This window comes from Saccharomonospora saliphila YIM 90502 (assembly GCF_000383795.1).
GTDB lineage: Bacteria > Actinomycetota > Actinomycetes > Mycobacteriales > Pseudonocardiaceae > Saccharomonospora > Saccharomonospora saliphila.
In genome coordinates, this window is sequence record NZ_KB912656.1 from 84,381 (window position 1) to 108,922 (window position 24,542).

At 70.0% G+C, this 24,542-nt stretch carries 23 protein-coding genes and 1 tRNA gene; 14 read left to right on the forward strand and 10 right to left on the reverse strand.

What is annotated here, in order from left to right:
- Positions 1–226, forward strand: a 226-nt coding sequence (locus tag SACSA_RS0109385; protein WP_198009030.1) for a substrate-binding domain-containing protein, incomplete at its 5' end; no start/stop codon positions are given.
- Between the two features lie 16 nt (positions 227–242).
- On the opposite strand, the gene SACSA_RS0109390 is transcribed toward SACSA_RS0109385, so the two are convergent.
- Positions 243–1,652 (reverse strand): glycoside hydrolase family 6 protein, encoded by a 1,410-nt coding sequence (locus SACSA_RS0109390; protein ID WP_019815334.1) that lies wholly within the window; start codon positions 1,650–1,652, stop codon positions 243–245.
- 254 nt (positions 1,653–1,906) lie between these two features.
- Between SACSA_RS0109390 and SACSA_RS0109395 the strand changes: the two genes are divergently transcribed.
- Both SACSA_RS0109395 and SACSA_RS0109400 read left to right on the forward strand, forming a co-directional pair.
- Positions 1,907–2,581, forward strand: coding sequence for a lytic polysaccharide monooxygenase auxiliary activity family 9 protein (locus SACSA_RS0109395; RefSeq protein ID WP_028661718.1), 675 nt, complete (start codon positions 1,907–1,909; stop codon positions 2,579–2,581).
- A 590-nt stretch (positions 2,582–3,171) separates the two neighbouring features.
- Positions 3,172–3,495 carry a putative quinol monooxygenase gene (locus SACSA_RS0109400; protein ID WP_028661719.1) on the forward strand — a complete coding sequence of 108 codons (324 nt, stop codon included), beginning with the start codon at positions 3,172–3,174 and terminating at the stop codon, positions 3,493–3,495.
- 61 nt (positions 3,496–3,556) lie between these two features.
- Here the strand turns inward: SACSA_RS0109400 and SACSA_RS0109405 are convergent, their stop codons facing one another.
- The 3 genes from SACSA_RS0109405 to SACSA_RS0109415 all read right to left on the reverse strand — a co-directional run bounded on the left by SACSA_RS0109405 (position 3,557) and on the right by SACSA_RS0109415 (position 7,662).
- The gene (locus SACSA_RS0109405) at positions 3,557–4,906 is read right to left on the reverse strand and encodes an alkaline phosphatase PhoX (RefSeq protein WP_019815337.1); all 1,350 of its coding nucleotides are present in this window, start codon (positions 4,904–4,906) and stop codon (positions 3,557–3,559) included.
- Positions 4,907–5,108: 202 nt separating this feature from the next.
- A complete protein-coding gene (locus tag SACSA_RS0109410; RefSeq protein WP_019815339.1) occupies positions 5,109–6,728 on the reverse strand; it encodes an ABC-F family ATP-binding cassette domain-containing protein in 1,620 nt (539 codons plus the stop codon).
- A gap of 328 nt (positions 6,729–7,056) precedes the next feature.
- On the reverse strand, positions 7,057–7,662 hold the full coding sequence (locus SACSA_RS0109415; RefSeq protein WP_019815341.1) for a class I SAM-dependent methyltransferase: 606 nt from the start codon (positions 7,660–7,662) through the stop codon (positions 7,057–7,059).
- 255 nt (positions 7,663–7,917) lie between these two features.
- Between SACSA_RS0109415 and SACSA_RS0109420 the strand changes: the two genes are divergently transcribed.
- Positions 7,918–8,685: a VOC family protein gene (locus SACSA_RS0109420; protein WP_019815343.1), complete on the forward strand. Its 768-nt coding sequence runs from the start codon at positions 7,918–7,920 to the stop codon at positions 8,683–8,685.
- 54 nt (positions 8,686–8,739) lie between these two features.
- On the opposite strand, the gene aztA is transcribed toward SACSA_RS0109420, so the two are convergent.
- Positions 8,740–9,522, reverse strand: a complete 783-nt coding sequence (gene aztA, locus SACSA_RS0109425; protein ID WP_019815350.1) for a zinc ABC transporter ATP-binding protein AztA — start codon at positions 9,520–9,522, stop codon at positions 8,740–8,742.
- 50 nt (positions 9,523–9,572) lie between these two features.
- Between aztA and aztB the strand changes: the two genes are divergently transcribed.
- From aztB to aztD, 4 genes are read left to right on the forward strand one after another with little or no spacing between them, the layout of a single operon-like run.
- Positions 9,573–10,427, forward strand: coding sequence for a zinc ABC transporter permease AztB (gene aztB, locus SACSA_RS22240; RefSeq protein WP_019815351.1), 855 nt, complete (start codon positions 9,573–9,575; stop codon positions 10,425–10,427).
- A complete protein-coding gene (locus tag SACSA_RS0109435; RefSeq protein ID WP_019815352.1) occupies positions 10,424–11,590 on the forward strand; it encodes a hypothetical protein in 1,167 nt (388 codons plus the stop codon). The genes aztB and SACSA_RS0109435 overlap by 4 nt, the downstream gene beginning before the upstream one ends.
- Positions 11,587–12,495, forward strand: coding sequence for a zinc ABC transporter substrate-binding protein AztC (gene aztC, locus SACSA_RS0109440; RefSeq protein WP_019815353.1), 909 nt, complete (start codon positions 11,587–11,589; stop codon positions 12,493–12,495). Before SACSA_RS0109435 ends, aztC begins: the two co-directional genes overlap by 4 nt.
- A gap of 28 nt (positions 12,496–12,523) precedes the next feature.
- Positions 12,524–13,723: a zinc metallochaperone AztD gene (gene aztD, locus SACSA_RS0109445; protein ID WP_019815354.1), complete on the forward strand. Its 1,200-nt coding sequence runs from the start codon at positions 12,524–12,526 to the stop codon at positions 13,721–13,723.
- Positions 13,724–13,763: 40 nt separating this feature from the next.
- On the opposite strand, the gene rox is transcribed toward aztD, so the two are convergent.
- Positions 13,764–15,215, reverse strand: coding sequence for a rifampin monooxygenase (gene rox, locus SACSA_RS0109450; protein WP_019815356.1), 1,452 nt, complete (start codon positions 15,213–15,215; stop codon positions 13,764–13,766).
- A 630-nt stretch (positions 15,216–15,845) separates the two neighbouring features.
- On the opposite strand from rox, the gene SACSA_RS22245 reads away from it, so the two are divergent.
- Positions 15,846–16,367: a hypothetical protein gene (locus SACSA_RS22245; RefSeq protein ID WP_157596754.1), complete on the forward strand. Its 522-nt coding sequence runs from the start codon at positions 15,846–15,848 to the stop codon at positions 16,365–16,367.
- A gap of 267 nt (positions 16,368–16,634) precedes the next feature.
- Here SACSA_RS22245 and SACSA_RS0109460 read toward each other — a convergent pair whose 3' ends face one another.
- Positions 16,635–17,219: a PadR family transcriptional regulator gene (locus tag SACSA_RS0109460; RefSeq protein ID WP_019815360.1), complete on the reverse strand. Its 585-nt coding sequence runs from the start codon at positions 17,217–17,219 to the stop codon at positions 16,635–16,637.
- A gap of 110 nt (positions 17,220–17,329) precedes the next feature.
- On the opposite strand from SACSA_RS0109460, the gene SACSA_RS0109465 reads away from it, so the two are divergent.
- From SACSA_RS0109465 to SACSA_RS0109475, 3 genes are read left to right on the forward strand one after another with little or no spacing between them, the layout of a single operon-like run.
- On the forward strand, positions 17,330–18,463 hold the full coding sequence (locus tag SACSA_RS0109465) for an aromatic ring-hydroxylating dioxygenase subunit alpha (protein ID WP_019815361.1): 1,134 nt from the start codon (positions 17,330–17,332) through the stop codon (positions 18,461–18,463).
- The gene (locus tag SACSA_RS0109470) at positions 18,463–19,464 is read left to right on the forward strand and encodes a PDR/VanB family oxidoreductase (protein WP_019815363.1); all 1,002 of its coding nucleotides are present in this window, start codon (positions 18,463–18,465) and stop codon (positions 19,462–19,464) included. The genes SACSA_RS0109465 and SACSA_RS0109470 overlap by 1 nt, the downstream gene beginning before the upstream one ends.
- Positions 19,465–19,500: 36 nt before the next feature.
- The gene (locus tag SACSA_RS0109475; RefSeq protein ID WP_019815366.1) at positions 19,501–20,835 is read left to right on the forward strand and encodes an MFS transporter; all 1,335 of its coding nucleotides are present in this window, start codon (positions 19,501–19,503) and stop codon (positions 20,833–20,835) included.
- A gap of 145 nt (positions 20,836–20,980) precedes the next feature.
- Here the strand turns inward: SACSA_RS0109475 and SACSA_RS27110 are convergent, their stop codons facing one another.
- The gene (locus SACSA_RS27110; RefSeq protein ID WP_332253374.1) at positions 20,981–21,367 is read right to left on the reverse strand and encodes a hypothetical protein; all 387 of its coding nucleotides are present in this window, start codon (positions 21,365–21,367) and stop codon (positions 20,981–20,983) included.
- A 682-nt stretch (positions 21,368–22,049) separates the two neighbouring features.
- Between SACSA_RS27110 and SACSA_RS22250 the strand changes: the two genes are divergently transcribed.
- On the forward strand, positions 22,050–22,373 hold the full coding sequence (locus tag SACSA_RS22250; protein WP_232212898.1) for a site-specific integrase: 324 nt from the start codon (positions 22,050–22,052) through the stop codon (positions 22,371–22,373).
- Positions 22,374–22,454: 81 nt separating this feature from the next.
- On the opposite strand, the gene SACSA_RS0109490 is transcribed toward SACSA_RS22250, so the two are convergent.
- Positions 22,455–22,528, reverse strand: a tRNA-Leu gene (locus SACSA_RS0109490).
- A 197-nt stretch (positions 22,529–22,725) separates the two neighbouring features.
- Between SACSA_RS0109490 and SACSA_RS0109495 the strand changes: the two genes are divergently transcribed.
- A complete protein-coding gene (locus tag SACSA_RS0109495) occupies positions 22,726–23,340 on the forward strand; it encodes an ANTAR domain-containing response regulator (RefSeq protein WP_028661720.1) in 615 nt (204 codons plus the stop codon).
- Between the two features lie 8 nt (positions 23,341–23,348).
- On the opposite strand, the gene SACSA_RS22255 is transcribed toward SACSA_RS0109495, so the two are convergent.
- Positions 23,349–24,542 (reverse strand): hypothetical protein (locus tag SACSA_RS22255; RefSeq protein WP_019815374.1); only part of this gene is annotated, 1,194 nt, incomplete at its 5' end.

Here is a 24,542-nt window from a genome sequence, read left to right on the forward strand (position 1 = left end):
CCGGATCGCCGGACGGCGGGTGCCGCACGACGTCGCCGTGGTCGGGTTCGACGACCACCCGACGCTGGCCGCCGCCGTCGACCCGCCGCTGACCTCGATCCACCAGGACCCGCGCCGCCAGGTGCGGGAGATGGTGGCCATGCTGCTGCGCCTGCTCGGTGGCGAGCGCGTGCGCGCCCGCCACCGAGTGCTTCCGGTCTCGCTCGTGCGGAGGGAGTCCGCCTAGCGTCGTGCGCCGGCGCTCACAGCGGGGGGTAGGCGTTGGCCAGCAGCTCCTGGAACTGCGCGGAGAACCAGTGGCCGGAGATCGGCGCGTCCGGCAGCGCGCCACTCGGCTGGTACTGGTTGAGTGCGTTGCCCTCGTAGGTCGGGTCACACATCCGGTCGAAGCCCTTGCCCTCGTCGTTCGGGATCTCCTCGCTCGCCCCGTCGGACTCGCCCGGCGGCTTCATCCACACGTAGGCGTCGATGCCCGGCTCCGGCCCGGCGGTCGGCCGCTCGCCGAGGCCCGCACCCGCCTGGTTGCACCAGTTGCCCAGGTGAATCCGGCGGTCGACCTTGCCCTCATCGACGTAGGTGTCCACAGTGGTCATCGGGCCGGGGCCGGAGGGACGCTCGGAACCACCCCAGCCGTTGCGCGAGGTGTCGATCAGCATGCCGATGTCGCTGTCGAAGCCCTGCTGGACCAGGCGGTCGCGGAAGCCCTGCGCGAACGAGAGCTCGTCGACGAACTGGTTCCAGTCCACCCACGACGACTGTCGAACCGGTGTACCGTTCACCGTGTCGCCGACGTCGAAGTGCGGCTCCTCCAGCGCGCTGTAGTTCGCGGTGTTGGTGATGAAGCCGTGCACATCGGACGGTGTAGCACCGGCGGTGGTCGCCGCCTCGTAGAAGATCTCGGCCGAGGCGCCGAAGTTGTTCTCCCAGCCGATCCAGCCGTGGTGGCCCGCATCGACGTAGTTGTACACGTTCGGGATGTCGCCGAGCCGGTTCAGCGCGTACCCGACGCCCTCGACGTAGTTGCCGTTGGCCTTCATCTCGTCACACAGCGGCATCGCGGTCTCCCGGGGAGTCACGTTGGTGACGAGGTTCGGCAGTGAGTCGATCTCCACCGTCGTCACGATCCGCAGGTCCGAGTACGCCGGGTCGTCGAGGATGTCGGCGATCGGGTCGATGTAGTCGTGCTTGTAGCGGCCGATCTCCTCGGGGCCGAGTTCGCCGTTGGACGCGAGCGCGGAACAGTCGCGCCCGGGCAGGTTGTAGATCACGAGCTGGAACACCAGCGGGTCACCGCCTGCCTGACGGACCGCCTCGTCGAGGTGGGCCCGCAGGCCGCGCGCGCCCGGAGTCCCTTCGATCGCCGCGATCCGGTCCATCCAGACGCCGGTCGGCTCGTTCGCGACCGCGTCACCGCCCGGTTCGGCGGCCGCTTTGGCCGACCAGTCCGGGTTCACGTACACCTCGGCGCCTTCGTAGGGGTTGTCCACCCGTGCCTGCTGGGCGGTCGACTCGCCCCCCGCCGGGGTGGTGGCGGCCGTGGCGGTGGTGGTCGTGTCGACGAGCGTGCCCGTTCCGAGCGCGCAGGCCACCGCCGCCGCGAGGACGCCGATGGAACGCGCACGCGGTTTCGTGCGCGTATCGGGGAATCTCATCCTGGATCTCCTCGTGTCGTCACCGTTGTCATCACTGGGAGCGCTTCCAGTCCGGGAAGGCTAGCGCCGGTCCGCGCGTTCTGTAAACGGTATGCCGGTCCGGGTCCAAGAATTGCGTCCGAACGTCGGAGAAGGTCGTGTCCGGAACGTGGTGGTGTACCTGTTCGGCGGTATCGTCGGCGACCTCTCCGCGTACCGTGTCCGACGGGCCACGGGAGTTCACCAGGAAGCGAAGTCGACCGGAGGAGAATCCCGTGAGAACGCGACGTCGAACGACGGTGCTCGGCGCGACCGGGGCCGTCGCGCTGCTCGTGACCATGCTGTTCAACGCCGGGGTGGCGCACGCCCACGGCGGACTGACCTACCCTTCCACCAGGACCTACGCGTGTTACGTCAACGGCCTGGAAGGCGGCGAGGGTGGTGATCTGGCCCCCACCAACCCGGCGTGCGCGGAGGCGATCGCCCGCGGGGGCAAGACCGCGCTGTGGAACTGGTTCGGCAACCTGATCAGCGACGCGGATGGACGGCACCGCGAGATCATCCCGGACGGTTCGCTGTGCGGACCGTCGCCGACCTTCGACGCCTTCAACATGGCGCGCACCGACTGGCCGACCACGGAGCTGGAGGCCGGGGCCACCGTGACCCTGCGCTACAACGCCTGGGCCGCGCACCCGGGCACGTGGACCCAGTACGTCACCAAGGACGGCTGGGACCCGCATCAGCCGCTGAGCTGGTCCGACCTGGAGCCGGTGCCGTTCGACACCGTCACCGACCCGCCGATCAACGGTGAGGGCCCGCACGGAGCGGAGTACACCTGGGAGGCCGAGTTGCCCGCCGACAAGAGCGGCAGGCACCTCATCTACTCCATCTGGCAGCGTTCCGACAGTCCGGAAGCGTTCTACAACTGTTCGGACGTGCTCTTCCGCTGACGCGTGTGAGGTCGCGGGCGGTGTGTTCCGCGCACCGTCCGCGATTTCACGTGTGCGATGACCGGGGCCGCCTGGCGAAAACTCGCCGATGAATTCGACAGGTTTCGACGGAAAACTGTTCCCGGGTTGTCTTCCGGGTTCGCCGCGGAATGTTCTATCCTTGACTGGGAGCGCTTCCAGGCGGAGGTGACGGGCGCGGCTCCCCGACCGTGAGCGCTTCCGACCCGGCCTGGCACGAACCGAATCACCGTGGCCCGCCGTGCCAGGCCGGGCCCGGGGGTGCCCCCTCCCGCCCCGCGAGTTGCCCCTCCCGGGCCCGCGAGTTGTCCCGTCCGGCCCACGAGCCGCGGCCAGAAGGAGTGCGGTGGGTCTCCGGGCGCACCGCAGTACACCGCCGCCGACTGAGAGTCCGGCCCCCGCGCGGTAGGGTCGTGGACAGTGCCGCGATCGATGGTGACGTGTCGCCCCGCACCGGCGCTGAGGAATCACAAGCCACGGACCGCGGCCGCTGTGCGCGCAGGCGCCAGAACGACACCGTCGTGGCGCGTCCCGGAAGCGGCACGGCGACACGGCAGAGAGAGGGGAGCGACATGATCTTCATTACCGCGAAGTTCCGGGTGCGGCCCGAACACGCCGACAACTGGCCCGAGATCGCGGCCGACTTCACCCGGGCGACGCGGAACGAGCCGGGGTGTCTGTGGTTCGACTGGTCCCGCGGCGTGGATGACCCGAACGAGTACGTCCTCGTCGAGGCGTTCCGCGACGGGGAGGCCGGCGCGGCGCACGTCAACTCGGAGCACTTCCGCACCGCTCAGCGCACGCTGCCGCCGTACCTGGTGGAGACGCCCCGCGTGATCAACACGACCCTGGAGCAGAACGACTGGTCGGAACTCGGGGAGATGGCCGTCGAGTAGGTACCTCCGCTGGACGGGCCGGGCCGCGGGCGGGAGCCCGGCGGCCCGGCCCGGGTCTTCGTTACAGGGCGCCGGAGGACCAGGGCCCGGTCACGGCGTAGGTCACGCCAGGGGACTGCACGTTGAAGAACAGCGTCTGCCCGTCCGGGCTGAACGTCGCCCCGGCGAGCTCACTGGTGTTGGCGCTGTTCAGCGCGGCGAGGTCGAAGATCTCCCCGCGCGTGGTGACGCCACGCAGCAGGTCGGGCCCCGCCCCGTCCTCGCACAGCACCAGTCCACCGCTGGTGGGGGACACGCACAGGTTGTCCGGGCTCTGGAGCAGCTCTGGGTCGGTGGACTCGTAGACAAGGACGAGCTGGCCGCCCGAGTCCGAGGTGGGGCGGTACTGCCACACCTGTCCCAGGCCCGCGTCGCCCCCGCTGGTCGAGTTGAGAAAGATCGAGCCGTCGCCGTACCAGGCACCCTCCAGGCGCGCGAAGACGGCACCGCCCTGTTCACGGCCCTGGTAGAACACCGCGAGCGAGTCCGCGCTGTCGGGGTCCGGATCGGCGATGTCGACCCACGCGACCGGCAGTGGTTCGCCCGGCCGCTGTCCCAGCCGGGTGTCGTAGCGGGGCCGGTCCCGGACGGCCAGCATCTGGAGCGTTCCGCCGGCGCGGAGGTCGCCCGGCACGTCCGGGACGAACCGGTAGAAGCCCGCGCTGCCCCGGTCCTCGGTCTGATACACGATCCCCGTCGCCGGGTCGACGGCCACAGCCTCGTGGGTGAAACGGCCCATGGCCCGGTACGGCACCGGGTCGACGGGGTGGTCGGCGTCGGCGGGCACCTCGAAGACGTACCCGTGCGGGTGGTCACCCTCGAGGCCGGTGAAGGTCTCCTCACAGGACAGCCACGTGCCCCACGGCGTCGGTCCCCCGGCACAGTTGCGGATGGTGCCGGACAGGGTAGGAGCGGTGTCCACGAGCCGCTGCGCGTCCGGGTCGTAGACCAGGGTGGTCGTGCCCCCCGCGGCCGCGGGGTCGTAGTGCGGCGTGGCGAACGCCGGGCCGCCCGACTGCTCGTGGTTGCGTACGAGCCGGATCGTCCCGTCGTCGCCCGCGAACGCGGCCATGCCGTCGTGCCGCCCGGGTGTGGGGTTGCCGTCGGACATGGGCGTTCCCGTGTGTCCGAACGCGACGTACGAGAACCCGGCGGGAAGCAACAGCTCCCCGTGCGGCGGCGCCGGACGCAGCGGACCGTACCCGCCGTTGTCCGGCGCCTGTGTGCCGCGGTTCGTGCCGGCGCCGGGCCCGTGGGCCGCGGCGACGTTGCCCATCAGCGCCAACAGCGCGGTGGCGGCACCGACCGCTCCCGTGCCTGCGAGGAAGCGTCTGCGGTTGACTCCGGAAGGAGTGCGGGACTCGGTGGACATCGGTCCTCCTGCCTTCGTTCGACGACGCCACAGACCGAACCGCACGCGGGTGACGGCCACGTGATCGGCGCACGTCCGTCGGTTGACGATCCTGTCGCCGTCGTGGCTTGAGCCGTTCACCCGCTGTTCGAGCGGCAGGCGCGGGCGCGTGACGCCCTGCCGGGCCTCCGGCCGTCCGCGACCAGCGACATCGGGCCGGGCGTCAGACCTCGCGCAGTCGTCCGCCCGCCAGCCGCAGCCACCGGCTCACCCCGATCGCGGTGAGGAACCGTTCGTCGTGGCTGACCACGACGAAGGCGCCCTGGTAGGCGCCCAGCGCCTCTTCCAGTGCGCCGACGCTGTCGAGGTCGAGATTGTTGGTCGGTTCGTCGAGCAGGAGCAACTGCGGTGCCGGTTCGGCGTGGAGCACACACGCGAGCGTGGCGCGCAGCCGTTCGCCTCCGGAGAGCATGCCGACCGGGAGGCGGGCACGCGGGCCGGTGAAGAGGTAGCGCGCGAGCAGGTGCATGCGCTCGGAGGCCTGCTTCCGCGGCGCGGAGTCGGCCAGGTTCTCGGCCGCCGAGCGGCCGGGGTCCAGCAGGTCCAGGCGTTGCGACAGGTAGGCGACGCGACCGTTGCCGCGCAGCGTCCGGGCGGCGTCCGGTTCCCGCGCTCCGCCCAGGACGCGCAGCAGGGTGGACTTGCCCGTTCCGTTCGGCCCCGTCAGCGCGATCCGCTCGGGTCCCCTGATGTGGAGGTCGATTCCGGTGCCGTCGAACAGGTCGTGCCCGTCGTAGCGCACGTGGACACCTTCGGCGAGGACGACGGTGCGTCCGGCGGGCACGGCGGTTTCGGGCAGGCGGACGGCGATGGTGCGCTCGTCGCGCAGCATCGAGCTCGCCTCGTCCAGTTTGGCCCTGGCCTCGGCGAGCCGTTGGCCGTGCACCTCGCGGGACTTGCCCGCCGACTCCTGGGCACGGCGCTTCAGCGCGCCCGCCAGCACTGTGGGAATGCCGCCGCTCCTGGCCTCGCGCGCTCCGGCACCGGCCCTGCGCGCCGCCCGTTCGCGGGCCTCCCGCATCTCCCGCTTCTCGCGCTTGACCTGCTGTTCGGCGTTGCGGATGTCGGCTTCCACGGCCTCCCGCTCGGCGCGTACCGCCTGTTCGTAGGCGGAGAAGTCGCCGCCGTGGAACCGGATACCGTCGCGGTCGAGTTCGGTGATGCGGTCCATCCGGTCGAGCAGGGCGCGGTCGTGGCTGACCACCACCAGGCATCCGCTCCAGTCGTCGAGCACCCCGGAGAGCCTGCGTCGCGCGTCGAGGTCGAGGTTGTTGGTCGGCTCGTCCAGCAGCAGGACGTCGGGGCGAATGAGTAGCTGCGCCGCGATGCCGAGCGCGGTGACCTGGCCGCCGCTGAGCGTGTCCAGCCGTCGCGTGAGGGACAACCCGCCGAGGCCGAGTCGCTCCAGCTCGGCTGTGGTGCGTTCTTCGATGTCCCAGTCGTCGCCGATCGTGGTGAAGTGCTCCTCGCTCGCGTCACCGGCGGCGATGGCGTCGAGCGCCGCGATGACCGGCGCGACACCGAGGACCTCGGCCACCGTCCGGTCGCCGGTGAGCGGGAGGTCTTGGGGGACGTAGCCCACGGTGCCGTCGACCGTGACGGACCCCCGGTCGGGCCGGTACTCACCGACGATCAGCTTGAGCAGGGTGCTCTTGCCGACGCCGTTGGGCGCGACCAGACCGGTGCGCCCGTCGCCGACGGTGCAGGACAGGTCCTCGAAGACCGGGGTCCCGTCGGGCCAGGAGAAGGACAGGGCGGAACAGACGACACGGGGGTCGGACATGGTGACGTAGCCTCGCGGAGAAGACGGGCGCGGCGCGGCCGCGCGGGTAGGCGTCGGTGACGACACGACGGCACGCCGACCGGACATGCTCGTGTCCGCGTCGGCGGGTTCGACCGTCCGGGTATTACCCGGAGAGGTCGTCGTCCATCACCACGGTGTTCGCTCCTTCGCGCGGTGTCACTCGCCGAGCAGCATAGCAGGAAACGCCGGTGTGTAGTAGCGGAATCACCGCGCGGAGCGGCCCGGGCCCGCGCGTTCGTGCGGCACTGGTCGCCTGGATCACCGGTCGGCGCTCACGAGGACACCGGGCGAGGCCGGCTCGTGCCGGTCACCGGGAGCGGAGCAGGGCGACGAGGAAGTCGGAGTCCTCGCTGAACGGGCGCAGGTCCCACGTGGACAGCAGCAGGTCGGGCTCCAACGCGGCGGCCGAGGCGTCGGCGAGGAACTCGGCGAACTCGTACCCGCGACCGGCCCCGAAACCGATCGCGGCGCGGCCGTCCGGCGCGAGGTGGCGGCGAATCCGGCTCAGCACGTCGCCGCGGGTGCTCGGTGCGAGGAACGGCAGCACGTTCCCTGCGCAGACGACCGCGTCGAAGGGTGCGCTGACGCCGCGTGCGGGCAGGTCGAGCTCGGCGAGGTCGGCCACCAACCAGAGCGGTCCGGGATGGTCCTGCTCGGCCGCGTCGATGAGAACCGGATCGGCGTCCACACCGACGACGTCGTGACCGGCCGCGGCCAGCGCGCCGCCCACGCGGCCGGGCCCGCAGCCCGCGTCGAGGATACGCGCCCGGCGCGGCACCATGGTGTCCACGAGGCGGGCCTCTCCGGCGAGGTCCTCACCCGCCCGTGCCAGTGAGCGGAAGCGCTCGACATACCAGGTCGAGTGCGAAGGGTCGGCCGCGACTTTGCGCATCCAGAGACTCTGCTCGACCATGGCCGTCATTGTCCCGCACGCCCCTGGGGCGCGTACCCGGAGGTCCGCGAAGGGTGCGCGGTCCGTCGTTCTCGGCGAGTCCCCGTCGCTGATCGACAGCCGTGGTCGAGGTTCCTGCCCGGCCTCATCCGGGCCGGGCTGCCTCGTCGCCGGGACGGCACGCCGCGGACCCCGTTCCCGAGCCGGTGACACAACCCTGCCGTTGTCGGACCCCGGCGCTACCGTCGCCCCAGTACGACGATGTGGGGAGAAACGATGAGTGAGCTGACCACGGCCCAGCCGACGGGTACACCGACCTGGATCGATCTCGGTATTCCGGATCTCGACCGGGCGATGGCGTTCTACGGCGCGCTGTTCGGCTGGGAGTTCGACGTGGGCCCGGAGGAGACCGGTCGTTACACGCTGTGCCTGCTGCGCGGCCGGCCGGTCGCGGCGATCATGCCGAACCCGGACCCCGACGCCACGGAATTCTGGTGGAATCTCTACTTCGCCACCGACGACTGCGACGCCACGGTGGCCCGGGCCGAGGCCGCGGGCGGTGCGGTCCTGTCCGGTTCGATGGACGTGATGGATCAGGGCAGGATGGCCATCATCAGGGACCCCGCGGGCGCGCAGTTCGGACTGTGGCAGGCGCGGGCGCACATCGGGTGTCAGATCGTCAACGAGCCGAACGCCCTGCTTCGCAACGACCTCATCACCGCCGAACCGGGGCGGGCCCGGGACTTCTACACCGCGGTCTTCGACTACACGCTCGACTCGGACCCGAACATGCCGGACGCGGACTTCACCTTCTTGCGCAGGCCCGACGGCCACGAGATCGGTGGCATCGTGGGTGACCCGACGGCCGGGAAGTCCCGGTGGACGACCCTGTTCCAGGTCGAGGACTGTGACGTGACGGCGCGGCGGGCCGCCGACGCGGGCGGCGCCGCCACCGAGCCGTTCGACATGGTCTACGGTCGGCTGGCCGAGATCACCGACCCGTTCGGCGCGACCTTCTCGGTCGGCGCTCCGCTGGGGAGCTGACACCAGACCGGCTCCGGGAAACGCCGGACGCGGCCCGTCCGGGTACCGCTCCGGTCAGGCGTGGCCGGACTCGGTCGTGCCGTGGTCGGCGACGGCCACGCCGGATGGCGGAAACGACCCGTCCGTGATCGTCGCGCGGCGGCGGGCCGTGTCCGGCACGTGGCCACCGAGCACAGTACCCGGCGGGCCTTCCCCGGCCAGGTGACCGGCGGAGAGCACCAGGCAGTGGTCGGCGCTCGCGGCGTCGGCTCGGTCGTGCGTCACGTGGACCACCGCCGCGCCTCGCGCGGCCTCCTCGGCGAGCGCCGCCGCGATCGCGTCCTTCGCCGTCCCGTCGAGCCCGGCGGTGGGCTCGTCGAGCAACAGCACGTTCGACCGCTGCGCGATTCCCTGCGCCACGAGTACACGTTGCCGCTGCCCGCCGGAGAGCGTGCTCAGCCGCCGCCGGGCGAGCGGGGAAACGCCCAGCGCCCGCATGCTCTCGGCGACGATCTCGTCGTCCTCATCGGACAGCCTGCGCCAGGGGCCCCGCCGTGCCCAGCGGCCCATCTCCACCGTCTCGCGCACGGTGATCGGCAGCCGGTCGGGCACCGCGCTTCGCTGCACCACGAACGCGGGCCGCGTTCCGCCCGGTAGGTCGACCGCGCCCGTGACGGGCGGCAGCACGCCCGCGACGGCGCTGAGCAGGGTCGACTTCCCCGACCCGTTCGCGCCGACGATCGCGGTCACCCCTCCGAGAGGAAACCGTGCCGTGATCGTGTGCAGCACCACCGTGCCCGCATAGCCGGCGGACAGCCCGCGGATCGCTACCCCGCCCGTGCGGTCCGTGTGTGGCATGACACTCCTAAGTTGTAATGAAATTCGTTTTCATTATAGGGTCCTCCGTCGTGGAGTGGTTGATCACCCCGTTCGAGGTCTCCTTCGTGCAACGGGCCCTGTGGGGCGGCACCCTCGTGTCGCTCATCTGTGCGCTGGCCGGCACCTGGGTGGTGTTGCGCGGTATGGCCTTCCTCGGTGACGCGATGTCGCACGGCATGCTGCCGGGGGTCGCTCTCGCCTCGCTGACCGGCGGGAATCTCCTGCTCGGCGCCGGTCTCGCCGCGGGCGCGATGGCGCTCGGCGTGACCGCGCTCGGACGTTCCCGGCGCTTCTCGCAGGACACCGCGATCGGCCTGCTGTTCGTCGGCATGCTCGCGACCGGGGTGATCATCGTGTCCCACTCGCGGTCGTTCGCGGTGGACCTCACGGGCTTTCTGTTCGGCGATGTCCTCGCCGTCCGCGGGCAGGACCTCCTCCAGCTCGGCGCGGCGCTGGCCGTCGCCGCCGTCGTGTCCGCGTTCGGCCATCGAGCGTTCGTCGCGCTCAGCTTCGACCCGCGCACCGCCGCCACGCTCGGGCTCCGGCCCCGGCTCGCCCACGCGGCGTTGCTGTGCCTGCTCACGCTGGCGATCGTGGCGTCCTTCCACGTGGTCGGCACGCTGCTGGTGTTCGGCCTGCTCATCGCGCCACCGGCCGCGGCGATGTTCTGGGCGACGCGGATTCCACTGATCATGCTCGGCGCCGCCCTGCTCGGCTGCGTGGCGACCACGTCCGGACTTCTCATCTCGTGGCACGGGGGCACCGCGGCCGGCGCGACGATCGCCGCGGTCGCCGTGGCGCTGTTCTTCGTGTCCGCACTGACCGCCCGCGTGCGGGAGCACCTCCGCCGCACCACTACCAAGGAGAGCGTCTACTCATCGTGATCGCGTACAGCAAAGCCGCCGTACTGGCCGTGTCGGCCGGACTGGCGTTGACCGCCTGCGGCCGCGACCAGCCGCCGGCATCCGAGGTTTCCACTCCGCACGGCTACGTCGACGGCGCGGAGGAGGTCGCCGAGGTCCAATCCCGGCTCGTGCTCGCCGACGCGGAGACCGGAGCGGTCCGTGTGCTCGACCTGCTGACGGAAGAGATCACGCGGCTCGACGACGTCGCGGAGGTGGACAGCGTCCACACCGACGGGCGCTTCGCCTATCTGGTCACCGGCGAGTCGACGCGGGTGCTCGACGGCGGGTCCTGGACGGTCGACCACGGCGACCACGTGCACTACTACCGCGCACAGATCCGGCGGGCCGGTGAGATCGACGGCCGCGCCGTGGCCGCGCACGCCGACTCGTCCGTGACCGCCGTGGCACAGGAGGAGGGAACCACGGCACTGCTGGACCGGCACGCCCTCGAGGACGGCCGGACCGAGCCCGGTGCGCCCGTGGACGGGCTCGCGGTGCCGTACGAACAGCACCTGGTGGTCGCCACCGACGATGGCGTCTCCGTGCGCACCCGCGACGGTGATCCCGCCGCGACGATCGACCAGCCCTGCCCCGCACCGAGCGGCACCGCGGTGACCCGGCGCGGAGTCGTGGTCGGCTGTGCGGACGGCGCGTTGCTCGTGCACGAGGACGACGGCGAATTCGACGGTGTGCGGATCGCGTATCCGCGAGGGCTTTCGGGCTCTTCGCGTGCGACGGCGTTCACCCATCGTCCGGGCAGCGCGACGCTGACGGCACCGGCAGGCGAGCGGGGAGTGTTGGTGCTGGACGCTGCCGAGCGGCACGCGAGGCTGTTCGAGACCGGCCCGGTCGTCGCCGTCAACACCGTAGGCGGTGGCGGGCCTGTGCTCGCCCTCACCGCTGACGGAGTGCTGCACGCCTATGATCACGCCACCGGTGAGGAGGTCGCGAGCGCAGCGTTGTTGCCGGGCGGCGTGCCCGAGGGCGCCGCGCCGTCCATCCAGGTGGACACCAGCCGCGCGTACGTCAACGATCCCGACCGGCGCCGGGTGTACGAGATCGACTACAACGACGAGCTCCGCCTCGCGCGCGCCTTCGACCTGGACATCACTCCGTCGTACGTCGTGGAGACGGGGCGATGAGGGCGCTGCGTGCGATCGGTGCCGTGTTCCTGCTCGCGCTCGCCGGATGCTCCGGTGCGGCGTCCGAGGACGGCGGGATCGTGGTGACGACCAACATCCTCGGCGACATCACTCGCGCGGTCGTCGGCGACGAGGTTCCGGTGTCCGTGCTGATGAAGCCCAACGCCGACCCGCACTCGTTCGCGATCTCGGCCCAGGAGGCGGCGCGACTGGAGCGCGCCGACCTGGTCGTCTCCAACGGACTCGGTCTCGAGGAGGGCGTGCAGCGTCACGTCGACGCCGCGGCCTCCGCGGGGGTGCCCACGCTGGCCGTCGGGGAGCGGGTGGACCCCCTGCGCTATCGGAACGAGGACCAGAAGGGCCGTCCGGACCCGCACTTCTGGACCGACCCGCGCCGCGTGCGCACCGCGGTGGACGTGCTCACCGACAAGATCGTCGCCGAGGTGGACGGAGTTGACGAAGCCGCGCTCCGGCAGCACGCGTCCTCGTACCGGAAGCGGGTGGAGGAGCTGGACCGCTGGATGAGCGAGCGCTTCGCCGCCATTCCGGTGCAGGACCGCACGCTCGTGACCAACCACCACGTGTTCGGCTACCTCGCCCGGCGCTACGAGTTCGAGGTGGTCGGGGCCGTGGTGCCCAGTGGTACGACGTTGGCCTCGCCGAGCGCGTCGGATCTCAACGAGCTGGCCGACGCGATCCGCGCCGCCGACGTCGGCGCCATCTTCGCTGACTCCTCACAACCGGACCGGCTCGCCCGCGTGCTGGCGGCCCAGGCGGGAGTGCGTGTCCGGGTCCTGTCGCTGTACTCGGAGTCGCTCACCGGACCGGACGGCGACGCACCGACCTATGTGGACATGATGCGCACCAACACCGACACGATCGTCGACGGCCTCGACCGGAAGTGATCTGTTTTGAACGAAAGGAAACGGAGTCATGGCAAGTAGCAGAGGGACACGGCGCCTCGCCGCACTGTCCGCGGCAGCGGCCACGCTCGTCACACTCGGCGCGTGTGGCGCCGGTGACCGGGAGTCGCACGCCGAGCGGGACGGCGCGGAGCGGGCAGGTGGCGGGCGCGCCATCGCCGACCCGGTCGTGGCGACCTACGACGGCGGCGTGTACGTGCTCGACGGCACGACGCTCGAGGTCGAGGCCGACGTGGCGATCGAGGGATTCACCCGGGTGAACCCGGCAGGCGACGACCGCCATGTGCTCGTGTCGACCTCCGGCGGGTTCCGGGTGCTCGACGCGGTGGGCGGGCAGCTGACCGACGTCGAGTTCCCCGGCGCGGAGCCGGGTCACGTCGTCCGGCACGCGGGCCGCACGGTGTTGTTCACCGACGGCACGGGCGAGGTGCGCAGCTTCGACCCGCACGAACTGGGCGGCGGCACGCCGGACACCACGTCCTACACCACGGCCGAGCCGCATCACGGCGTCGCCGTGGAGCTGGACAACGGCGAGCTCCTGGTCACCCTCGGCACCGAGGAGGAGCGCACCGGGATCAGGGTCCTCGACGCGGAGCGGAACGAGATCGCCCGCAACGAGGAATGCCCCGGCGTGCACGGCGAGGCGACCGCCCGGGGCGGGGCCGTGGTGGTCGGGTGCGAGGACGGCGTGCTCGTCTACCGGGACGGCGTCATCGAGAAGATCGACAGTCCCACCGAGTACGGCCGCATCGGTAACCAGGCGGGCACCGAAGCCTCGCCGATCGTGCTCGGTGACTACAAGCAGGACGAGGACGCCGAGCTGGAACGACCCACGCGGGTGTCGCTCATCGACACCGAGGACGCGTCGTTGCGGCTGGTCGAGCTCGGCACGAGTTACACGTTCCGGTCGCTGGCTCGGGGCCCGGAGGGCGAGGCGCTCGTGCTCGGCACCGACGGTGCGATCCATGTGCTCGACCAGGACGAGGGCACGGTGGTGCGCACGATCCCGGTGCTGGACGAGTGGGAGGAGCCGCTGGAGTGGCAGGAGCCGCGCCCGGCGATCTTCGTGCGTGGTGGCACGGCTTTCGTCTCCGACCCCGGGCAGCGCGCGTTGCACGCGGTCGACCTCGCCTCCGGTGAGACGACGGCATCCGTGGAGCTGGAGCGGGCACCCAACGAACTGAGCGGTGTGGTCGCGCAGGGCCACTGAGCTCCGGGCTCGCCGGGTGCCCACGCCGGTGCCCGGCACCTCAGCCTGCGGCGGCGCCGAACCACCGAGGCAGCTGGTCGAGCAGCCCCTGCTGATCCTCACCGGCCCAGGCCACGTGGCCGTCCGGCCGCAGCAGGACGGCCGGCACGTCCAGCTCCTCGCTGGTGTCGACGACGTGGTCGACCCGGTCCGCCCATCCCCGCACCGAAAGCCGGCCGGTCTGATCGAGCAGCAGGCCGCGTCCGTCGCGCATGAGCTCGTAGAGGCGGCCGCGCTTCAGTTTCACGTCCCGCATCCGTCGGCCGAGGAGGTCGTGCCCGGCGCCGAAGTCGTAGCGGATTCCGATCGCGGTGATCTTCTCGATGAGGTAGCGGTTCACCTCGTCGAAGCCCATCAGTTCCGACACCAGCCGGCGCACCGCCCGCGGCCCCGCCTCGGTGGACATCAGCTCCATCTGCGCGCGGGTGTTGTCCAGCACGGCGGCGGCCACCGGGTGCCGCTCGGTGTGGTAGGTGTCCAGCAAGCCCTCCGGTGCCCAGCCGTGGACCTCGGCGGCCAGCTTCCAGCCGAGGTTGACCGCGTCCTGGATACCGAGGTTGAGGCCCTGTCCGCCGACGGGTGGGTGGACGTGCGCGGCGTCGCCGGCCAGCAGTACCCGGCCGGCCCGGTAGCGCTCGGCCTGCCGGGTCGCGTCGCCGAAGCGGGAGAGCCAGCGCGGCGAGTGCACGCCGAAGTCGGTGCCGGCGATGGCCCGCAGCTGGTGCCGGAACTCCGCCAGGGTCGGCGGGACCGAGCGGTCCTCGGCCACTCCTTCGGCGGGGACGACCACGCGGTACACCCCGTCCTCGAGGGGCCCGAGGCCGAACCGCTGCTCGGTCTCGCGGACCTCGGCGACGACGGAGGCCACGGTCTCCGGTGGCGCGGTCACCTCCATTTCGCCCAGCAGGGTCTCGGTCGTGGACGACTCGCCGGGAAAGCCGACGCCGAGCAGCGTGCGCACCGTGCTGCGTCCGCCATCACAGCCCACGAGGTAGCGTGAGCGCAGCCGGGTGGTGTCCCCGCCGTCCGGGGTGGCCCCCTCGGTGACCTCGACAGTCACTCCCTCGTCGTCCTGGTGCAGTGCGACCAGTTCGCATCCGCGCCGGATCTCGGCACCGAGCTCGCTGGCCCGCTCGGTCAGCAGGCGGTCGGTGATGGGCTGCGGGATGCCGAGAACGTAGGCATGCGCGGTGTCCAGCCGGTTGGGTGGCGGCGTGGGAATACCGGCGAAGAAGCCACCGGCCGGGTACGTCTGGCCGCGCGCCAGGAATCTCTCCAGCAGACCCCGCTGGTCCATCAACTCGATGCTGCGCACGTGCAGCCCGAGCGCGCGGACGACCGTGCTCGGCTCCGCCTCCCGCTCCAGCACGAGCACGTCCACGCCGTGCAGCCGTAGCTCGCTGGCCAGCATCATGCCGGTCGGTCCACCGCCGGCGATGATCACGTCGTTCATAGGAAAACCCCCCGTTGCCTGGATGCGCCTTTCGCCGCCTGCTGCGCGTTCCGGCCGCGCCCACACGCGAGCGGACGTGCTTCGAATACCCGCTTTCCGCGGGTTCTGACTTCAAAGATTCTGCGGCACATACCAGGTCTTGCCGCAAGGCCCCCAGTGCGCTATATTCTGAAAGTGGCGGATCGGTGGTTCTGTGGGGGCGAGCCGGTCAGGGGAATCTCGCCAGGAAATTCTGAGTAACCGCTCTGGTACGAACATCGCGAAGCGCTTCCACGCAATTCCCCGGTGGTTGTCCTCGTTGCGAGTCGTGGCTGGACTGTCCGTCGTCCTTTCGGTGATGAACTCGTGGAGGAGAGCAAACCGGCCTCGTGCGCACGCGAAGTCGGACAAGACGGACTTAGCGGGGACTCAAGGTGGGTGGCTTTGGGTCGGTTCAGCCAAGGAACCGCCTGAACGGGCGGGAGGCATGTTCGGTCCAGAGTGGGAAGTCTGCCGGAGCAGGCCCTCTCTGCCAGCGTCCCCACTCACGGAAGCGGCGACCGTCAGCATGCGGAACGGCCGACTGGCCGATCGTCACGTGTGAACTGATGTTGCTGAGCGACATTCTCACCGACGATCTTGTCCGCTACGGTGACGTGGGACACCCCACTCGGGGCCCGGGCGCAGATCGCGCCACGCGAACATCGGGAGATATCGATGCATCGAAAGGTTCGTATCGCAGCCGCGGCCGCCGCCACCCTCACGGCTGGCTTCGTCTTCGCTCCGCACGCCGCTGCCTCGCCGGCCGGCGGCACCGCGCCGCTCGGCGAGGCGGGCACGGCGGCCAGCGCCAGTTCCGTAGACTACACCATGTACACGAGGGACGACAACCCGGGCGGGCGGGTCACGTTCGAAACCTACGGCGACGTGATGCAGGTTTGCGACATCCAGGCCGACGGGTGGTCCGCCCGGGTCCGAGTCTGGGACTACACCGCCAACACCTACCAGTACACCCTGCGAGCCGGGGGCAATGGCACCTGCGACACCGCGAAGGCGTCGTACGGCGGCCGGTACAACCTGCGCGAGGGGAACAGGTTCCAGGTCATCGTTGATCTGGTCAAGGACGGGAGCGCCGACTTCGGCGAGGTCGCCTACTGGTGGAACCAGAACTGAGCGCATCGCGGGCCCGGCCGACACCGTCCGGCCGGGCCCGCAAGGCCCTTGGCCTTGAACTGAGCAAGCAGGATCCCCGACTTCCGGACTCCGGGTTTCGGTACCGCGCCGACCGCGCACTGGGGTACTCCCCCGCACGCTCGCTCGCGCCGCCACGACTCCCGCCGGTGTGGGCGCCACGAAGTTCAGCGACCGCTGCGTCGTACTTGAGGTCAAACAAGACGAGGCGGTAAGGCGTCGCGTGCAGGCCGTGCGGGGCAGCCTCGCTCAGGAGTCGTACATCTCGTCGAGCAGCGCGAAGCCGTCTTCGATCCACGCCAGTTCGGTGCGAGCGCGGGCGATGAGCCCGTCGTAGGCGTAGATCTTGAAACGGACGGTCAGCTCGGCCTCGTGCTCGTCCAGCTTGGCGATCCTTGCCGCCAGGGTGGGATGACTGCGGTCGACGAGTGTTGCCCGGGTCCCCTCGAGCATGGCCAGGTGCTCTTCCCAGTACGCCTGCTGTTGTCGCAGCTGCTCGCGCACCGCCTCGGGGGCAGCGAAGTCGTAGTACGCCGCCTTCAGGTGGGCGGGATCCCGCTGTCGCTGCGGCACGAGCGGCGCTTCCATCCACTTCCGGAAGGTGGTCAGCCCCGCGTCGGTGACGTGGTACTCCTTCTTGGTGCCCTTCTTTCCCCAGGGCACCTCGACGGAGTCGAGGAGTCCGTCGCGCTCCATCCGGTTGAGCTCGGGGTAGATCTGTGAGTCCGGGGCGTGCCAGACGTGCGCGACCGAGCGGCTGAAGCTCTTCGAGATGTCGTACCCGGTCATGGGACGACCGGTCAGCAGCGCGATCAGCGCATATCGCAGCGACAAGGTCTCCCTCCCCTCGGGCCAGTCACGCTATCCACTCTTGCCAACTAACTATATCCATAGCTATCTTGTGGCCCGCATTACAAGTACCTATCTCCATAGGGAGTCTTGCTATGACTCTGACGACCCCTCCACCGGCTGATGCCGCGGCACCGACCACCGCCGCGGCGAAGATCTTCAACTACCCCCGCAACGCGTGGTACGTCGCGGCCTGGGACTACGAGGTCACCGCCAAGGAGCCACTGGCACGCATCGTCGCCGGCGTATCGCTGGCGCTGTGGCGCAACACTGAGGGCCGGGCCGTCGCGCTCGCGGACGCCTGCTGGCACCGGCTCGCGCCGCTGTCGAAAGGCAAGATCATCGGGGACGAGCTGCAGTGCCCCTACCACGGGCTGCGCTACAACTCGACGGGTCGATGCACCGGCATGCCCGCGCAGGAAACCCTCAACCCGAGCGCGATCGTCCCCGCTTATCCCGTGGTCGAACGCTACCGATACATCTGGGTGTGGGTGGGCGATCCCGACCTGGCCGATCCGGCCGGCGTGCCCGACATGCACCAGATGGACGACCCGGCCTGGGCCGGTGACGGCGAGACCATCCACGCCGACTGCAACTACCAGCTGGTGCTCGACAACCTGATGGACCTCACCCATGAGGAGTTCGTGCACTCCTCGAGCATCGGCCAGGACGAGCTTTCCGAGGCAGAGTTCGACGTGGTCCACGAGGGCAACACCGTCACCGTCACCCGGTGGATGCGCGACATCGACGCCCCGCCGTTCTGGTTGAAGAACATGCGCGACAAGTTCCCGGGCTTCGAGGGCAAGGTCGACCGCTGGCAGATCATCACGTTCGAAGCGCCGGGCACGATCCGCATCGACGTGGGAGTCGCCAAGGCAGGCACCGGTGCCCCCGAGGGCGACCGCAGCCACGGGGTCAACGGCTACGTCATGAACACGATCACGCCCGAGACCGACCGCACCTGTCACTACTTCTGGGCGTTCATGCGCAACTACTGCCTGGACAGCCAGGCCATCACCACTCAGTTGCGCCAAGCCGTGCACGGTGTCTTCGGCGAGGACGAGGACATGCTGCGCGCCCAGCAGAGTGCGATCGACGCCAACCCCGAGCACGAGTTCTACAGCCTCAACATCGACGCCGGCGGGATGTGGGTGCGTCAGATCCTGGAGCGGATGCTGGCAGCCGAGGGGCGGCCGTCGGCGGCTCCCGCAGTTGAGCGGGGTGCCTGATGGCGGTCCAGCGTCAGGCCTGCTGGCAGCGCGGGCGGATCGTCGAGGCCGACTACGTGGCGGACGGCGTCCGCCGGATCGTGCTCGACGTCGAGCACCCCGAGCACGCGGCCCCCGGCACTCACCTCGACGTCGATCTGGACATCCACGGCCGACGGCAGGTCCGGTCCTACTCCATCGTCCGGTCCGAGGACCGCGGACGCCGGCTCACGCTCAGCGTGCAGCTCTCGCCCCACTCCCGGGGAGGTTCGGAGGCGATGCACGCACTGGTCGTCGGTGACGAGCTCACCGTCACCGGTCCGGTGCAGAACTTTCCGCTCGCGGTCGGCGCCAGCCGTTACGTCCTAGTCGCAGGCGGCATCGGCATCACCGCACTGGTCGCGATGGCGTCAGCACTTCGCCGCCGCGGGGCCGACTACGAGCTCGTGCTCGTCGGCCGCAGTCGCCGGGTGATGGCCTACGTCGACGAGCTCACCGCCGAGCACGGTGACCGGGTCCGCGTTCACGTTGACGACGAAGGCACGCCGTTGTCGGTTCCCGACCTGGTCGGCACCATCGCTGCGGCACCGAACGCGGCCACGACCGAGCTCTACATGTGCGGTCCCATCGGTCTGATGGACGCGATCAAGTCAAGCTGGACCGACCACGCGTTGCCGGCGACCAATCTGCGGTTCGAAACCTTCGGATCGAGCGGCCGATTCGGTGCCGAGGAGTTCCGGGTGTTCCTGCCGCAGCTCGGCCGCGAGGTCGTGGTCGCACGCGACACCTCGATCCTGGACGCCTTGAACTCAGCCGGAGTCGACACGCTCTCGGACTGCCGCAAGGGCGAGTGCGGACTCTGCCTGGCCAAGGTCGTCGAGGTGGACGGCACCATCGACCACCGCGACGTCTTCCTCAGCGAAGAGCAGAAGCGGCGCTCCGCGAACCTCTGCCTCTGCGTCTCCCGCGCGGTGGCCAACAGCACTGGCGACCGCGCCACCGTCACCCTCCACCTCACCTGATCCGGCGTACCGGATCCCTCACCTCTGGACGCCTCCATGAACATCACTGAACGCATCGGCGCGGCGCCGATGTCCGGCTACCAATGGCTGATCGTCGCGCTGTGCACCTTCATGAACTGCCTCGACGGCTTCGACGTCATGGCGGTCGCATTCACCGGCCCCTCGGTAAGCGAGGAGTTCGGCCTGAACGGCTCCCAGTTCGGACTGCTGGTCTCGGTCGGCCTGATCGGAATGGCCGTGGGTTCGATGCTGCTCGCACCCTTCGCAGACCTGATCGGGCGTCGCCCGTTGATCTTGATCAGCCTCACCCTCGGCACGATCGGGATGTTCGGCGCCGCGATGGCCCCGTCAGTGACGGTGATGGGCTTCTTCCGACTCCTCACCGGCATCGGCGTGGGCGGCATTCTGGCCAGCACCAACGTGATCGCCAGCGAGTTCTCGAACGCGAAGAACCGCGGGCTTGCCATCGGCATCTACACCGCCGGGTACGGCATCGGTGCGACCGTGGCGAGCGTGGTCGCGAAGGCCACGGTGAGCGGTGACTGGCGGATCGTCTTCTACGTCGGCGGTTTCGGAACGCTGCTCGCCCTGGTCGTCATCGCGCTGCTTCTGCCCGAGTCGATCGCCTTCCTGGAGCAGCGCCGTCCGCGGGGCGCCCTGGACGGCATCAACCGGACGCTGGCGCGGATGGGGATGGACTCCATGAGCCAGACGGACCTCGACCAGGCGGCCTCCGGTCGGGCGGAAGCCAGGCAGACCAGCTCGGGGTGGCTGAAGCAGCTGATCACCCCCACGATCCTGCTCTGGATCACCTTCATCACCATCATGTTCGGCTTCTACTTCGTGAACAGCTGGACTCCCACCCTGCTGGTCGAGGACGGGCTTTCGGAGAGCGCCGCGGTCACCGCCGGGATGGCGATCTCGATCGGCGGCACGCTCGGCTCGGTGCTCTACGGCCTGGCCGCCCGGGTGCGAGCGCCGCGAGGCGTGCTGATCGGGTTCTCGCTGCTCTCCGCGACGATGATGATTATCTTCATTCTCAGCACCTCGATCCTGTGGCTCGGGTTGGGAATCGGCGTCATCGTCGGTGCGCTGATCAACGGCTGCATCGCCGGTGCGTACACCGTCGGGCCCGCGTTGTACCCCTCCAACGTCCGCAGCGTCGGCATGGGCTGGGCGCTCGGCATGGGGCGTATCGGCGCCATCCTGTCCCCGACCGTCGCGGGGATGTTCAAGGACGCAGGCGCCTCGGCGACCCAGCTCTATGTCGGTGCCGCCGCGGTGGTCGCGATCTGCGCGGTCGCCCTGGTCGCACTGCGCAGGCACGACCCGGAGTCCGCCACAGCCGGGAAGGAACCCGCCACGGTCTAGGCGCCTCCCGCAACGCAGGCGCGGGCCGATCACTCCGACCGACCGTGTCGACGTGGCTCGCGGCCAGCGACTCGACGATGCCCGCCCATGACGAGCACTACCCATGCGGGAGCCCGGAAGCTCGGCCTGCATGCGCTTGGCGCCATCACAAGGCGTGGTCGGTTCGTGTTCGGCCTGAGTGAGCAGAATCGGGGGCATCTCGGAGCTGCCCAGCCTGTGCGTTTTCTCGCGGCCTGTCCCAGAAGGCACGGGTGGTCGCTTCCAGTCCCGTGAGGATCGGGTGCGGGTCGGTCTCGCGCAGCTGGCGGATGTCGCGGATGACTTCCGCGCGGCTCGGCCGCGTGCTGTCGTTGCACTCAACGGTGCGCAGCGCGGCTTCGTAGTCGCGTGAGTAGGGGTCGGTTTCGGGCGGTGCGGGCTCCAAGCCGTCGGCGTTGGCCGAGTTCACGTACGCGCCCACTGCCTCGGCGAACGGTCGCCAGCGTTCGGTGCGCGAGAGGGTCTGACGCAAATTGCATATGGCTTGCAACAACGACCGTCGATGAGGGAGGTAACCGTGGCGAACCTGGACGAACGCCGAGTCGGCCAGTACGTGATTCGCGAAGCGTACCGGCCGATGCCGACGGCGCGAGATCGATCATTCTTGACACCTTCTACCGGGTTTTCGGCCACGGTTGCCGACCCCAATGGCACGCCGACGTCATCGACATGGACAGCGCCTATTTCTCGCACCCGCGACAATTCGCGGCGCTCGACGACGAGATCGTGGGTACCGCCGCGGCGCGCGCGGACGGGCCGAAAAGTCCACCGCACGCACCCTGGCTCGCCGTGCGCTACCCCTCGACCACGACGGCCGAACCGACCCGCACCACAACCCGGCGGTCCACTACGAAATTGCTGTCCCCGTCGCTTGATCACTTACTACTGGAACACTCCGGCGTGGTCAACTACCGAAGACCGCGGGGTGCGACCAGCCCGGCCGGTTCCTGGCCCCAGACGCGCCGCGCCGGATTTCGCGAGCTCACAACCGGACTGCTGACCTCCGGCGATGTGAACACCTTGGTGACGGCTGCTGAACGCTCAAGCAGCGTGGCAGGGGAGAGGTGCGGCACGTGCCGTGTCGTCCGCCGCTGACCGAGCTGCTGTACGCACACCTGAAGCGGTACGGCACCGCAGGCGATGGCCGGCTGTTCCGAAACTTCACAGGTGGGCTCGTGGGCGAATCCACGATCGCGCGGGTGTGGGACAACGCCCGCGGAACGGTGCTGACGGAAGCCGAGTACGCTTCCGTACTTGCCCGACGGCCCTACGAGCTGCGGCACGCTTGCGTGTCGACGTGGCTCGCGGCCAGCGTGCCCTCGACACAGGTGGCCGAGTGGGCCGGCCACTCCGTAGCCGTCCTCCACCAGATCTACGCGAAGGTCCTCGCCGGCCAGGAGGAGGCCGCCCGCGAGCGCATCGACCGGGTGCTCGGGCTCCCCACAGCTGAGTCTCGTTCCACACCGGTGCCACAGACGCCGGACGACGGCGGTACATAGCCGGACACGGCCGGACACTACGAGAACGGCCCCTCACCGCGTTTGCGCAGGTGAAGGGCCGTTTCGTGTGGTGACGGAGGGTGCCCCCGGTGCGACTCGAACGCACACTGGACGGATTTTGAGTCCGCTGCCTCTGCCGATTGGGCTACGGGGGCGTAGTGCGTAGCTTACTCGGCGTCGCGCGGCGTTCGGCATCCGGGGGCTGTGCTTCGCAGGCACGGGTGCAGACGGGGCCGGATGGTCACGGCACGTGGCGAACGCCATCACGACCTGCGCCGCTGTTACCGGTAACCTCTCCGGTGGCGGACCGCCACAGTCAGACCGTACCGTCGATCGTCCAGGAGGACCCCCGGTGAGCGAAGCGGCTAGCGAAGCCAACGACGCCGCTCCCACGCCCCAGCGTCGCGTGCTCGTCGCCGAGGACGAGGCATTGATCCGACTCGACCTCGTCGAGATGCTCCGTGAAGAGGGTTACGAGGTCGTCGGCGAAGCCGGGGACGGCGAGGAAGCGATCAAGCTCGCGGGCGAGCTCCAGCCCGATCTCGTCATCCTCGATGTCAAGATGCCGAAGCTTGACGGGATCGACGCGGCGGCGAAGATCACCGGGGACCGCATCGCGCCGGTCGTCATCCTCACCGCGTTCAGCCAGCGTGACCTGGTGGAACGTGCCCGGGAGGCGGGCAGCATGGCGTACCTGGTCAAGCCGTTCGCCAAGCGGGATCTCGTCCCCGCCATCGAGCTCGCCGTCAGCCGGTTCGCCGAGTTGCAGGCGCTGGAGTCCGAGGTCGCGGGCCTGAACGAACGGCTGGAGACCCGCAAGGTGATCGACCGTGCCAAGGGCATGCTGATGACCAACCAGGGGCTCACCGAGCCGGACGCCTTCCGCTGGATCCAGCGCACCGCGATGGACCGCCGCACCACCATGAAGGCCGTGGCCGAGGCCGTCATCGACAGCATCGGCACGTAAGCCGCGAACTACGAACCGGGCGCCCGGAACGACGCCTTCCGCGCCGCCTTCGCCACCGCCTTGTCCGGATGGTGCCGCCCGATCAGCGTGAGCACCGTGTGCCGGTGGGGATGGTCGAGCCGGGTCATCGCATCGAACACGGCTTCCTCTCCGGGGCGCACCGCGTCGGCGAGCGCCTCACCCAGGTCCTCCGGCGGTTCGTCCTCGTCGACCTCGCAGTAGAGATCGAGCAGGAGCCACGCCAGGTCGTCGACGCCCGGGTCGAACTCGGGCGCCGGACCGTGCAGCTCACTCAGCGCCTGCTTCGCGTAGGGGCGCAGCGAGGGGTCGTCGAGCCAATCGCGCCACACGTCGTCGGCGTGGGTGCCGAGGTCGCGGAGCAGCGACGTCACGATGATGCGCTCGTCGGGTCCTCCCGCGCCTGCGACCTCCGCCAGCTCCCGGGCGGCCGTGTCCGATTCCCGCTCCGCGCGCCACCGTTGCCACTCCTCGGCAAGCTGCTCGTCACTGCCGCTGGTGCCGACCAACACGAGCTGGGCGGCCGTCATCTCGCGCGGTTCCGGCAGCAGCGGAATCTCGATCTCCCACCGCATGTCCTCCCACAGGGCGTACTGCCCCAGCGGTGTCAGCCGGACGACGTCCGTGTCGTCGATCTCGACGGCGCCCAGGTCGACCATCCGCTCGTAGAGCACGCGCGCTGGGTCGCCGTGTGCGGCGACCCAGGCCTGCCACGCGGAGTCGGCCAGTTCGGATGGTAGGTCTGCGACCGCCATGGTGTGGATCATCTCAGCCAGCGTGGCCAGCGGAAGGCCGTGCTCGCGCGCGGGAACGAGAGTCAGCACCGTGCTGCCCGCCGGGCGGAGGTCCAGAGCCGTCTCCTCGGCACGGTCGGCGTCGGTGAGCACGCTCCACGCCGTCATCTCGGTCAGCGCCTGACGCCAGACCCGCAGCACCGTGTCGTCGTCACCATCCGGCCACTCGTCCACCGTCCCGGCGGCGACGGCGTCGTCGTCCCGCACGTCGAGGAACCCGAGGGCGTCGGCCAGTTCCCACAGTTGCGCCAGCTCCGTCGTCGCGGAAGCGCCGACGATGCCGAGTTCTCGCGCCGCAGCGGCCGCCTCGCCGGGACCCAGCTCGCCCTCCTCGGTCACGGGGCGGCCCTCGCCGACCCACGTCGCCAGCGCGCGGACGCGATCCAGCCG

Coding starts and splice junctions, on each gene's coding strand:
- SACSA_RS0109390 (WP_019815334.1), bottom strand. CDS start 1,652: ATGAGATTCCCCGATACGCGCACGAAACCGCGTGCGCGTTCCATCGGC.
- SACSA_RS0109400 (WP_028661719.1), top strand. CDS start 3,172: ATGATCTTCATTACCGCGAAGTTCCGGGTGCGGCCCGAACACGCCGAC.
- SACSA_RS0109405 (WP_019815337.1), bottom strand. CDS start 4,906: ATGTCCACCGAGTCCCGCACTCCTTCCGGAGTCAACCGCAGACGCTTC.
- SACSA_RS0109410 (WP_019815339.1), bottom strand. CDS start 6,728: ATGTCCGACCCCCGTGTCGTCTGTTCCGCCCTGTCCTTCTCCTGGCCC.
- SACSA_RS0109415 (WP_019815341.1), bottom strand. CDS start 7,662: ATGGTCGAGCAGAGTCTCTGGATGCGCAAAGTCGCGGCCGACCCTTCG.
- SACSA_RS0109420 (WP_019815343.1), top strand. CDS start 7,918: ATGAGTGAGCTGACCACGGCCCAGCCGACGGGTACACCGACCTGGATC.
- aztA (WP_019815350.1), bottom strand. CDS start 9,522: ATGCCACACACGGACCGCACGGGCGGGGTAGCGATCCGCGGGCTGTCC.
- aztC (WP_019815353.1), top strand. CDS start 11,587: ATGAGGGCGCTGCGTGCGATCGGTGCCGTGTTCCTGCTCGCGCTCGCC.
- aztD (WP_019815354.1), top strand. CDS start 12,524: ATGGCAAGTAGCAGAGGGACACGGCGCCTCGCCGCACTGTCCGCGGCA.
- rox (WP_019815356.1), bottom strand. CDS start 15,215: ATGAACGACGTGATCATCGCCGGCGGTGGACCGACCGGCATGATGCTG.
- SACSA_RS0109465 (WP_019815361.1), top strand. CDS start 17,330: ATGACTCTGACGACCCCTCCACCGGCTGATGCCGCGGCACCGACCACC.
- SACSA_RS0109470 (WP_019815363.1), top strand. CDS start 18,463: ATGGCGGTCCAGCGTCAGGCCTGCTGGCAGCGCGGGCGGATCGTCGAG.
- SACSA_RS0109475 (WP_019815366.1), top strand. CDS start 19,501: ATGAACATCACTGAACGCATCGGCGCGGCGCCGATGTCCGGCTACCAA.